At 40.6% G+C, this 12,784-nt stretch carries 9 protein-coding genes; 6 read left to right on the top strand and 3 right to left on the bottom strand.

The features are described 5' to 3' along the window. The gene (gene pfkA / locus QOL76_RS10730; protein WP_283412960.1) at positions 1-975 is read right to left on the bottom strand and encodes a 6-phosphofructokinase; all 975 of its coding nucleotides are present in this window, start codon (positions 973-975) and stop codon (positions 1-3) included. A 228-nt stretch (positions 976-1,203) separates the two neighbouring features. Between pfkA and QOL76_RS10725 the strand changes: the two genes are divergently transcribed. The 3 genes from QOL76_RS10725 (at position 1,204) to QOL76_RS10715 (ending at position 6,558) form a co-directional block, all read left to right on the top strand. After that, positions 1,204-2,094, top strand: coding sequence for an aldo/keto reductase (locus QOL76_RS10725; RefSeq protein ID WP_283412959.1), 891 nt, complete (start codon positions 1,204-1,206; stop codon positions 2,092-2,094). A 77-nt stretch (positions 2,095-2,171) separates the two neighbouring features. Further along, on the top strand, positions 2,172-4,358 hold the full coding sequence (locus QOL76_RS10720) for an acylase (RefSeq protein WP_283412958.1): 2,187 nt from the start codon (positions 2,172-2,174) through the stop codon (positions 4,356-4,358). Between the two features lie 208 nt (positions 4,359-4,566). Further along, entirely contained in the window at positions 4,567-6,558 is a 1,992-nt protein-coding gene (locus QOL76_RS10715) for a M1 family metallopeptidase (RefSeq protein WP_283412957.1), read from the top strand. Between the two features lie 867 nt (positions 6,559-7,425). Here QOL76_RS10715 and QOL76_RS10710 read toward each other — a convergent pair. Together QOL76_RS10710 and QOL76_RS10705 are read right to left on the bottom strand one after the other, a co-directional pair. Then, complete coding sequence (locus QOL76_RS10710) at positions 7,426-9,735, bottom strand: GH92 family glycosyl hydrolase (protein WP_283412956.1); 2,310 nt, start codon at positions 9,733-9,735, stop codon at positions 7,426-7,428. Between the two features lie 177 nt (positions 9,736-9,912). Continuing rightward, on the bottom strand, positions 9,913-10,284 hold the full coding sequence (locus QOL76_RS10705; RefSeq protein ID WP_283412955.1) for a single-stranded DNA-binding protein: 372 nt from the start codon (positions 10,282-10,284) through the stop codon (positions 9,913-9,915). A 248-nt stretch (positions 10,285-10,532) separates the two neighbouring features. Between QOL76_RS10705 and QOL76_RS10700 the strand changes: the two genes are divergently transcribed. From QOL76_RS10700 to QOL76_RS10690, 3 genes are all read left to right on the top strand, one after another. Next, positions 10,533-11,486, top strand: a complete 954-nt coding sequence (locus QOL76_RS10700; protein WP_283412954.1) for a hypothetical protein — start codon at positions 10,533-10,535, stop codon at positions 11,484-11,486. Between the two features lie 153 nt (positions 11,487-11,639). Next, positions 11,640-12,185, top strand: coding sequence for a hypothetical protein (locus QOL76_RS10695; protein ID WP_283412953.1), 546 nt, complete (start codon positions 11,640-11,642; stop codon positions 12,183-12,185). Between the two features lie 137 nt (positions 12,186-12,322). After that, on the top strand, positions 12,323-12,784 hold the full coding sequence (locus QOL76_RS10690) for a hypothetical protein (RefSeq protein ID WP_283412952.1): 462 nt from the start codon (positions 12,323-12,325) through the stop codon (positions 12,782-12,784).

Below are 12,784 nucleotides of genomic sequence, written 5' to 3'. Positions count from 1 at the left end.
TTAAATACTTAAGATTTTCATTAATTTAAGGTGATCTTCGATCAGCGGCTTGGTCTTACCTATACAATCTGCAAATGGTGTAAATACCACTTCTTGATTTACTACTCCAGCCATGTGAAATTGATGACCTGCAATTAATCCTTCGACTGCAGACATCCCGCATCTACTAGCTAAAACCCGATCACGGGCGGTAGGGTTTCCACCTCGCTGAATGTGTCCAAGAGTAGTTACTTTGAAATCCTTACTTGGGTCATTGACCTTGTTTTTGACAATTTCCATTACCGTTTGAGCATTACCTGCTTCATCACCTTCAGCTACAACAACAATACTGGAGAATCTGTTTTTTCTGTTGTTTTTTAATGACTTTACCACATCATCCAAGTTGGTTTTTGTTTCTGGCACCATCACAAATTCCGCTCCTCCACCGATACCAGATTCAATTGCAATAAATCCGGCATCTCTTCCCATTACTTCAATGAAGAAAATACGATCGTGTGCTGCGGCTGTATCACGGATTTTATCAATTGCTTCCAAAGCTGTATTTACGGCAGTGTCAAATCCAATGGTATAGTCAGTGCCATACAAGTCGTTATCAATCGTCCCTGGACAGCCAATGGTAGGGATTCCAAATTCTTCGAAAAACACCTTTGCACCTGTAAAAGTACCGTCTCCGCCGATTGCGACCAGGCCTTCTATGCCATGTGCTTTGAGATTGTCGTAGGCTTGCTTTCTTCCTTCTGGAGTTTTGAATTCCATAGACCTGGCAGACTTAAGGATTGTCCCTCCTCGCTGTACAATATTACTTACAGAGTGAGATTGCAAGCGTTTAATGTCACCATCGATCATGCCTTCATACCCACGGTATATCCCGTAAACTTCTAATCCTTTGAAAATGGCTGTACGTACGACCGCTCTCACGCAAGCGTTCATGCCAGGACTATCTCCTCCAGAAGTAAAAACTGCTATTTTCTTCATATGCTAATATTGTTTTTCAATGGTCATATGGAATCTCGCAACTTGAAAAAAAATCGTCCCTAATAGTGACTTCTGAGTTATGCTCGATTTCATTGTTCATAGGTTTAAGATCCCAAAAATAGGGATAAATGAAAGAATGCTTCCAGTTTCTCAAATTATTAAACCTTTAATAAAAGCTAAATAGTTAAGCGGTTTGAATTCCAGTATTAATAATGTGAATTTGGGAGTATGGAAAAGAGAAAACTACCTGCCTTGTCATTTGAAGTAAGTCCACTTGCACTTGGATGTATGTCTTTGAAAGGCAGTTTAAAAGAAGATCAACAAATCATTGACGCAGCAGTTTCTGGTGGAATTAATTTCTTTGATACAGCAGATTTGTATCAAAAAGGCCTCAATGAAGAAATTGTAGGCGCTACACTTAAAAATAGACGTAAAGACATTGTTTTAGCCACCAAGGTAGGCAACCAACTTCGACCAGATGGCAGTGGCTGGGATTGGAATCCTAGAAAATCCTACATCCTACAAGCTGTGGAGGCAAGTTTGAAAAGATTACAAACGGATTACATTGATGTTTACCAATTGCACGGAGGCACGCTGGAAGACCCTTGGGAGGAAACCTTGGAAGCTTTTGAAATTCTTAAAAGTCAAGGCAAAATCCGGGCTTTTGGGATTTCTTCCATTCGCCCAAATGTGATCCGAAAAGTACTAGCAATGAGTAGTCCTGCTACCATTATGATGCAATACAATCCACTGGATCGTCGACCGGAAGAAGAAGCATTTCCATTAATTTCTGAGTCTGACACAAGAGTTTTAGTCCGTGGAGCTTATGCAAAAGGACTTTTAATCAATAAGTCTGCTGAGCCATTTCTCGATTATTCTGCTGCCGAAGTTAAAGACATACGTGAGTTGATTAGGGATTCTGGTGTACTTCCAGAAGCTTTTCTAATTCATTTTGGTCTAATACAGCCAGCGGTGGGTGCTTTAGTGATTGGAGCAAGTTCGGTTCAACAGGTCGAAAAAATGATTTTTGCTTATCAGCAGCATGAAATGTTTTCGGAGCAATTAATGCAAACGATCACTGCCAAAATACCGCTAAACCAATACACCCAGCATAGATAAAATTCCCATTGCCTAGAGACCACAAAAAGTCTATTTTGGAAGGATATATATTATTCCTCCTTTTAAATCACCCAACTATGAAAGTTAGACTGTTACTTTTTCTATTACCAGTGGTAATCTGGTCTTGCGAACCAAAAGAGCTTACCGAGACCGAACGTTGGGAGGATACCGCTAGTCGGGTTGAAATAATTAGAGATGATTTTGGGATTCCTCACATTTATGGGAAAAGCGATGCAGATGCGGTTTTCGGATTACTCTATGCGCAGTGTGAGGATGATTTCAGGAGAGTAGAACGAAATTACATTTGGGCGACAGGCCGTTTGGCTGAGTTGGAAGGTCCGGAAGCTATTTACAGTGATTTGAGAGCAAATCTCTACATGACTGAAGCAGAAGCCAAAGCTGCTTATGAAACAGCACCTGATTGGTTGAAGGAACTTTGTGTTGCTTTTGCCGACGGCATAAACTATTACTTGGCTACACATCCGGAAGTGACACCTCAAGTGATTACGCATTACGAACCTTGGATGCCCATGTTCTTCAGTGAAGGGTCTATCGGTGGAGATATTGAGCAGATTCCAACTCGCAGAATTCAGGCTTTTTATGCTGAAAAAGAGCCAGACGTAATGGCTTTATATGAAGAAGAAATTACCAGAGAGGCTTTATTAGAAGAACCAAAAGGTTCCAATGGTATCGCGCTGAATGGTAAGATGACAGCTTCAGGTAATGCGATGCTACTCATCAATCCACACACCTCCTTTTACTTCAGGCCTGAAGTTCACGTGGTTAGCGAAGAAGGTTTAAATGCTTATGGTGCAGTGACCTGGGGACAGTTCTTTGTTTACCAAGGTTTCAATGAGAAAACAGGCTGGATGCATACTTCTACTCAAGTGGATTTTATTGATGAGTTTGTGGAAGAGGTGACAGAGAAAGATGGGAAATATGAATACCAATATGGAGATGAGAGTCGTGCAGTCGAGGAGTTTCAAGTTTCATTGAAATATAAGTCAGGAACAGAATTAAAGGAGAAACCTTTCACGTTTTACCGAACTCACCATGGCCCGATTACACATAAGATTGGAGAAAAGTGGGTGGCGACTAAGATCAATTGGGATCCTGTCAATGCCTTGATCCAAAGCTTTACTAGGACAAAATTGAGCAATCACGAGGAGTTTAAACAAATGATGGACATCCGTACCAATTCCTCCAATAATACGGTTTTTGCGGATGCTGATGGAAATATTGCGTATTTCCATGGCAACTTCATCCCAAAAAGAAATGAAGGTTTTGACTTCTCCGAACCTGTGGATGGTTCAGATCCAAACTCGGATTGGCAAGGTTTGCATACGGTGGATGAAAGTATTATGGTCTTAAATCCAGGCACAGGCTGGATTCAAAACTGTAATTCCACTCCCTTTACTGCGGCAGGAGAGTTTAGCCCTAAACAGGAGGATTATCCTTTTTATATGGCTCCAGATCGCGAAAACTATCGTGGAATTCATGCGATGAAAGTGTTGAATGATACTACAGGTTTGACTTTGGATGGATTGATAGATTTGGCATATGATCCTTATTTACCAGCATTTGAGGAACTGATTCCTATGCTGCTCAAAGCACATGAAAAGCGTGGTGTGGCAGATCCTCAATTCATGGAGCCAATAAAAATCTTGGAGGCTTGGGATTACCGCACTTCCAAAGAATCTGTTGCAATGTCATTGGCTCATTTTTTTGGAATGAATTTTATGAGAAATCATGGCAACATCAATAATTTGATCCCATTTAATATTGATGAAAACACGAATGTTCCTAATCCTTCCCCTACAGCATTGCTAGCAACTTTCGCGCAAACTTTGGATCAGATGAATGCCGATTTCGGAACATGGAATACGCCTTGGTCAGAGATCAATAGATTTCAGCGAATGACAGGAGAAATCGATCTGCCTTTTGATGATGAAAAGGAGTATAGCCCGGTTGGTTTGGCTTCTGGAACCTGGGGTGCTTTGGCAGCTTTCGGGGCGAGGACCTTTCCTGGGACGAAGAGATTGTATGGTTACAGAGGAAATAGTTTTGTAGCTGTAGTGGAATTTGGAGAGAAAGTAAAAGCCAAATCCATTCTTGCCGGTGGCCAGAGCTCAGATCCAAATTCTCCCCATTTCTACGATCAAACTCAGGACTATATCGACGGGAATTTCAAAGATGTTGCTTTTTACCGGGAAGATGTGGAGGCTAGAATGGAGGAGCGATATGTGCCAGGGAAGAGGGAGTAGGCAGTGACCAGTTGCAGTATTCAGTTTGTTGACCTTTGAGGTTTCTAAAACCTCGAAGGTTTTATGTTTATAGTATAAATTGTACCAGTAAAAATTAAAATAAATTTATAGTCAGCTTATCAATTCAATGCTTCGTTTATTCCCATTGTTTGCCGGAGGAAAGGATTTTTTGCTGAGTTATCCATCTTGAACAAACCCACCTTTACTTATGAGAAAAATACTTTTTTTGATGCTCCTGAGCAGTTCAGTTGCTTTTGCGCAGCAAGAAACTAAACCACTGCGATCATCAATAGAAACGGATACCCGCGCTATCAGACAGGACGTCCCGATGACGAATTCTATTCGAAAAGCTTTCGAGGAAGGCTCAAGAAACTTTACAGGAAAACCAGGTCCAAACTACTGGCAACTTGAGACTGATTTTACGATCAAGGCTAGCTTGGATCCAAGTACACAGACCATCAAAGGTTCCGAAAAGATTTTGATACATAACAATAGCAAAGAGGATATGACTTCCATTGTGCTGCGGTTGGATCATAATATATTTAGGGGAGATGTTCCTCGTGGGTCGTCAGTTCCAGCAGAAAATACAGAGGGGATGGTAGTGACTTCAATCAAAGTAGGAGGGGAAGCTGTGGACTTGAATGCTCCGCCTATTCAGAGAAGAAGAAATGAGCCAGCCCAAACGCCAAAACTTAGCGTTAGAGGGTTGCATACCACTGTAGCTACGATCACCTTGGCTGACCCAATCAAAGCTGGTACCACGGCTGAACTGGAAATTGACTGGCATACGAAATTGCCGGGTGGAGATAATGGCCGAGGTCATAGAATGACGCAACGTTTTGACAGCACCTTATTTCAGCCAACTCAATGGTTCCCCAGATTGGCGAAGTTTGACGATCTAAGAGGATGGGAAACCAGCCTTTACCTAGGTCCTGCTGAGTTTCATAACAATTTTGGGAAATTCGATGTGTCGATCACTGTTCCAGCTGGCTGGATAGTAAGTGGTACTGGCGTATTGCAAAATCCAACGGAGGTTTTGACTCCGACTGTTGCGGAGAGATTTGCAAATGTTCTTAAATCTGACGGTGAAGTTACCCTGGTTAGTGAAGATGAAAAAGGTCCTGGAAAAGCGACTAAAGCAGGAGATAAATTGACATGGCACTTTGTGGCAGATAAAGTCAATGATTTTGCTTGGGCGACTTCAGATAGATTTATCTGGAAAGCAACCAAAGCTGATATTCCGGGTAAAGGTCCAATTCCAATTTACATGGTTTTCATTCCAGAAAGAGCCAGACTTTTTGAAAAGGCCGGTGACTATACCAAGCATGCTTTGGAGTTTTATTCCAAGCTTTGGGCGCCTTATCCTTTCCCTCAGCTTACGCTTCAAGACGGTCCGAGTGATGGTATGGAATACCCGATGGTAATCAATTCAAATGAGCGAGCAGCAGATCATGAGGCAGCACACCAGTGGTGGCCTATGATGGTAGGGACGAATGAAACCCGCTACGGCTGGATGGATGAAGGTTTTAATCAATACATGAATATACTCTCCGGTGCAGATAGCCGAGGAGTGGATTATAATTTGGATGGATTGGGACAAAGCTACGGGCGTGTAAGTGGACTTGAGGATGAAGCGCCTATGATGTGGAGCGCGAATGACGCAGGAAATATGTATGGCTTTCAGACCTATTCGAAGACGCCATTGATGTTATCCATGCTTGGTGGTATAGTGGGTGATGAAGCGGTGATCAATGCTATGAAAAAGTATACAGCGACATGGGCTTATAAGCATCCATCTCCTTGGGATTACATATTTTTCATGAATAATGAATTGGGGCAAAATCTGGAGTGGTTCTGGTATTATTGGTTGTTTACCACAGAATCTGTGGAAGGATCTATCCAAAATGTGACTACTTCAAATGGTGAAACAACCGTGACGGTACATCAGGCAGGGCAAATGCCTTCTCCAGTTGTGCTTCAAGTTGAGTTTGAAGCGCCGGCGGATGTACAGATGCCACATGCTAAAAAGATCAATGATACTACTTTTGAAATGACCTGGCCAGTTTCGGTGTGGTTTGATGGAAGTAAAACTTTTGAGGCTGTGATGGATTTCGGAGATTCGAAAATCAAGAAAATTACGTTAGACCCTCATGGGCGATTCCCGGATAAAGATAAGGCTGACAATGTTTGGCCAAGATGATTGAAATTAAAATGAGGCTTGAAAGAGCCTCGTTTTTTTTTCGTTTTTTACCGCTGTGGGCGCGAAGGATTACGTAGAGGTCGCAATTTAAAGTTGTCCAGCTTCTCCAGAAGCTGGACTTTGTAGATCTATCTGCGAATTTCAAGGTTTTTATTTAACCGCAGTGGACACAGAGGGTCACGCAGAGGGCGCAATTTAGAGTTGTCCTGCTTTTTCAGAAGCAAGACTTGATGTTATATCAGAAAAGGGCTGAAAGTCCTAAATAACTAAGCCCAGCTCGATAGGGCTGGGCAAGAGAAGTTGAAATAGAAATAAAGCTCTGAAAGAGCGAAATAGAAGGTAGATGATCCAAAGAGATCGCGAATGGAGTTGAAACTCTGTTTAGATTATGGTTTTTAACTCTAAGTTATCCAGCTTCTCCAGAAGCTGGATTTGGTATAAAGTTTTTATTTCCGTTCGGGAGACAAGAATCGTGCTGTGATTTTTTGCCGCGGAGGTCACGGAGGATAGCGCAGAGGTTGCACTTTAAAGTTGTCCTGCATGTTCAGAAACTGCACTTTAGCATCAAATCTTATTAATACCGTTCGTGAACCACGAACGATGACGGGAGAAGTTAAATCAGAAAAAGGGCTGAAAGTCCTAAATAACTAAGCCCAGCTCGATAGGGCTGGGCAAGAGAAGTTGAAATAGAAATAAAGCTCTGCAAGAGCGAAATAGAAGGTAGATGACCCAAAGAGATCGTGAATAGAGTTGAAACTCTGTTTAGATTATGGTTTTTCACTCTAGGTTATCCAGCTTTTCCAGAAGGTGGACTTGGTATCAAGTTTTTATTTCCGTTCGTGTGACACGAACGGTGGCTTAGTACTTTTACTTTTTGGGAGTTTCACTCATTTCTAATTTCAACTCTCCACCAGAGGTAATCTGGCTATGGGAAAGTTCAAGATGACCAAAGGTTTGATTCTTCCAATTCGCAGAGTTTACGTAGACACTAGAAGGGCTATTCCCTTCAGTTTTGATGATAAATTCCTTCCCTGAGTAATAGTCTGGATTAAGTGCTATGGTGATTTTATCAAAAATTGGACTGCCAATTTGATAAACTGGATTTGCTTCCGTTCCTCCGTTCATTTGAAACAATCCAATCTTCATTAATACCGCTAGACTTCCCATCAATCCTTGGTCTTCATCTCCATTATAACCGTTTTCAGGGCTGAGGTCAGAATAAATTCTCCTCACAATCGCCCTTGACCAATACTGAGTCAAATCAGGTCTTCCCAATTTGTGGAAAATGAATGCCGTCTGAATCGAAGGCTGATTTCCGTAATTGATTGGAATTCTTCGATATTCTGGATGTGTTTCCTGTGAGTGCGAAGTGCCTGAGGTGAAACCAAGTTTTTCAGATTCTACGAAGGAAGTATTCAATCGTTCGATGGCTTTTTCTTTCCCTCCCATTAATTCGGCAAGTCCATCCAGATCATGTGGAACAAACCAAGTTCCCTGACTTCCATTTGCCTCATTGAAACCTGCATTGTATTCGTAAGGATCGAAAGGAGTTTTCCAGCTTCCATCTACATTCCTTGGACGCATCCAGCTTGTTTCAGCATCAAAGGTGTTTTTGTAGTTTTCTGATCTTTTCAAAAATTCCTGTTCACCAGCTTTGTCTCCCAATGCTTTTGCCAATTGAGCCAATGTCCAATCCTGATAAGCATATTCCAATGTCAGACTTGGTCCATCCTGATGGTAACCGAAGTTTCCCTCAGGAATTGGCCACGGCACATAGCCGTTCTTTAAGTAATAAGAAAAGCCGCCGCCCAAGGAAGTTTTATGCTCATACCCGGCTTTTTCCATGATTCCTCCAGGACGGTGATTTTTCTTTAGTCCCTCATAAGCCAGCTCAATATCAAACCCTCGAATCCCTTTTTGGTAGGCGCTGACGATAAATGGAGTGCTCGAAGCACCCGTCATTACGTAAGTGTAATTACCTCCAGAAGGCCCTCGTGGAATAAGGCCTCCGTCTTGATAGTATCGCAGCATGGAATTAACAAATTCCTCCGTGATCTCAGGATAAACTAAGTGCCAAAGGGTATTGATAGTCCACTGAGCTCCCCAAAATGAATCTGAATTGAAGTGTCGGAATTTGGGTTTTCCAGCTTCGTCCAGCGGAATTTGCTTGGTCAAATGCGTTCCGCTGGTCAGGTCAGCATATTTGCCATTTACATCCGAAATCGTTCTTCTGCCTTGTAGCGCATGGAAAAGATCAGTATAGAACCTTCTTCTGTCTTTTTCTGTAGCACCTTCTACTTTGATTCTTCCCAAATAGCTATTCCATTCTGCAAATGATTCATCCCGTATTCGGTTAAAATCCCAATGCGCTAATTCAGTATCCAGATTCAACATTGCCTGCTCCACACTGACGTAGGATATCCCTACTTTCATGAGTAGTTCCTCCGTAGATTTATCAAAAGTCAGTAGCGCGCCAGAATCTTTTCCTTTGATTTCAGACAGGGTAGAGGTGACTCCATTTTCTGACCAACCGCTAATCTCAGCGATATTTCTATTGAGTTTGATAGCAAAGAAGATAGGAGTGTCATTCGGTCTTCTCACCGTTGGACCGTTAATCAAATGACCAGTTAAAGTGGTCTTGTTTACCTGGGTGAGTTCTCCGTCGATGATGTCCGAGGGGCCTAGCATGCCACCAAGTCTGATCACTACTTGCTGCTTTGCTTCTTTAGGGAAAGTATATTTGTGAAATCCGGTACGTAAGGTGGAAGTAAGTTCCACTCTGATCCCATAGCGATCAAGTGTAAGTTGATGATAACCTGGCTGCACTATCTCAGTTTCATGGGAAAAGGGAGAAGCAAAATTTCTTTTTCCCTCCAAACTCACCTCAGAAACCGGTAGTACCGAAAGTCCCGAAAGTTGCCATGCATGCACATGGCTAAGCCCTTTGATGGAATCACTTTCATATCGATATCCTGATCCCCAAGCTCCGCCTGTATCCGTATCAGGACTGAGATTGACCATCCCGAAAGGTCTAGTGGCAGTATTGAAAAAGAACCAGCGGGAATTTTTACTATCTACATAAGGATTTACCAAATCTGCGGGGGACTCGTTTGATTGGGAAAAAGCGAAAGCGGAAATTTGAAAAAACAGGATGGCAAGGCAATATCTTAGGTTCATCTTTTGCGTCAATTGAATTAGGAGCTTAAGTAAGGTGCAAAAGTCCGTAAATCAAACTCCGTGATCAGGGATATTACGGAAAGGATTTCAGAATCTTCTCTCCCATAGGTATAAAAAGAAAAAGGCTGGAAGTTTAATACTCCCAGCCTTTCAATAAGAGTGATTTCAGGATTTATCTTAGAAAGGAAGATCCGCTTCTTCAGACACGTTTGCTTTTCTTTCACCCATCAGTAGGATGCTTTGTACCACTACCTCAGAAATGTAGCGCTTGACACCTTCTTTGTCTTCGTAGGAGCGATTGCTGAGTTTGCCTTCTATGGCGATTTCCGAACCTTTGTCAGTGTACTTGTCAAGTAATTCGGCTTGCTTGCCCCAAGCCACGATGTTGTGCCAGGTAGTTTCTTCTACGCGTTCACCTTTTTGGTTTTTATAATATTCGTTAGTAGCGAGAGATACTTTACCTAAGGTCTTGCCACCTTCCAGATTTTTGATTTCTACTTTGGATCCTAGACGTCCGATTAGCTGTACTTTGTTTCTTAGCGTGCTCATAATGTTTGTTGTTTTGGTTAGAAAATTTGTTTGTCGTTTTCGCCAGAGGAAAAACTTATGATCCAAAGTTGGGGGATCGGTCAGAGCTAAGTCGGTAGCTAGTCGTTTGTATTCGATAGTATCCATTTGTTGTCGGATAAAGTCTGTTTATTGGGCTTAAGAGGTGGTTGGGGTTTTATAAAAGTTTAGTAGGTTTAGAGAGGGGAAAGCGGAGGTGCGTATATACAAGTGTTACCACCTATTAAAAAATGACGAAACTTAAACAGAAATACGGACTTTTAATTATCGGAGTTTTACTTGGTATCGCTTACGGACTTGTGACAAGATTGGTATTCGGACAAAAGGCAACTTTGGCTTCTGTGACATATTTGTTTATCATTCCGACCATTTTGGGAATTATTCCCTTAATGTTTGCCGACAATGACAAACTCAAATCTTACAGAAACATAATTTTCATTCCTTGGCTTACAGTTACGACTTTCTTTTTGACCATGTTCTTATTCGGTATTGAGGACTTTATTTGTTTGTTGGTTCTTGCTGCTCCGTTTTTCATTTTAGGGACAATTGGAGCATTGATTTATAGAATTGTTCAGGTTAACAGACAAAAGAGTAAAGGAAAACTTCTTACGTTAGTTTTGTTGCCTTTTCTATTTGCACCTATCGAAGAATACATAAAAAGCCCTTCTGACACTTTCAATTTGAAAAGTGAAGTTATCATTGATTCAACTCCTGAAACAATTTGGAGCAACATTGTTGAAGTTCAGACAATAGACCCGAAAGAATATAATTCCGGTTTTTTCAATTCAATTGGTATTCCTCGACCAATAAGTGCAACTGTTGACAAAAAAGAACTTGGCGGACAAAGAATCGGAAATTTTGAAGGTGGTTTAATGTTCATTGAAACAATCACGGAATATGAAGAGAACAAGAAAGTTTCTTTTGATATAAAAATTGACCCTTCAACTGTTCGACAAAAAGTTTTTGACCAACACGTTTTGAATGGTAACTATTTCAACTTTGTTGACGCAACATACAAACTTACCGACCTAAAAAACGGACAAGTAAAATTGACACTTTCTTCAAGTTATCAGTTGACTTCAACAATCAATTTTTATGGTAAATTTTGGGGCGACATAATCCTGACAGACTTTCAAGACAGACTATTAAACGTCATTGAAAACAGATGCGAGAAGAAAAAATAACAGGTGGTAACAATGTATATAAAAAATAGGCGAAATAGCAGTAAATTCAAGGCTTTTAGCTCGTATCAAACTTTGTGCTTAGTGGACATTGAATCGCTCCGAAAACGCCTACTTTTCATATACTAAACGTTACAAGCAAGCTTAAAATCCGACATGACTGAAAATCTAGAGCAAATATTTGAATTAGAAAGCGCTGAAAAGTATAATGAGGCTTATCATTTATACAAAAAACAGATTTCTGAAATTAATTCGGATTTTCAGACATGGAAATATTATTTCTTCTTTTTATGGTCAATGCTTGAAGACGTCAATGGTATGTTCACAGAGGAGATTGATTTAAGAACTGAACTAGAAAAGGAGTTGAAAAATGGAATGGAAAAATATGCTGAATTAGCTGATTTTAATTTTATTGCTGGGTATGCTATTTCAATTTTTCCCTACGAATTTGGAGATTATGTAGACATGGAAATGAAAGGGAATGAAATGATTGAAAAAGCTTATAAAGCAGAACCAGCGAACCCAATTTACGAAATGGTCTATTTAGGTTCAAGTATTAAAGACAACAATGACCAAACTCTTTATAAAAAAGCTTGTGCTAAATCACAACTTTTATTAAAAAAAGAGTTTACGGGAAAAGGATTATTAAATGAATACTTTAATCAAGTGTTTAATCGCGACGAGAAAAAAGCCAGCTGGTAACAACGGGTTTAAAAAATTGCGGGCGACGTGGTTTTACTTCCTTCATCTGTTTTTATGAAGTTTTTACGGGCAGACGAATTTCTTGCAAGTAATACCGCAATATTCTTAAACCCGTACAACGTTGTGGGTAATGCAAGATGAGACAGCAAACTAAGGACATATTAATAAGATTTGATGAGTTTGGTAGTTACGAAACTCCGACTGATTTTAATTCTAAAGAGATAAAATCAAACGTATCTAAATTGACCAATAACTTGATTGATAAGTTTGGAGTTGATTTTATTGTAGATGACCAGATTCAAGATGCAAGTTTTTTTTGTGATATTAAATTACCGCATGATTTGGTCATTAATCCTAAACCTCAAATTGGTTACTCGATTAGGATCAGCAATTTTGGGCAATTGGCAACGATTAACTTTGAGACTGAATACTCCAAAGAGACTGTGCAGGCTATTATCAATATTCTTGACCAAAATGGATTTGTATATGTAAGTGCTGATGAATTAGACGAAGACTATGATGGGAGTTTTACAGATTTTTACAATCTTCTTGGAGGAGAAACTCCATCATGGGGAATTAGATATTTTGATTATTTATGA

It is taken from the genome of Algoriphagus winogradskyi (assembly GCF_900182815.1).
In the GTDB taxonomy this organism is placed as follows: Bacteria; Bacteroidota; Bacteroidia; order Cytophagales; family Cyclobacteriaceae; genus Algoriphagus; species Algoriphagus winogradskyi.
This window is presented reverse-complemented; position numbering and strand designations above follow the sequence as displayed.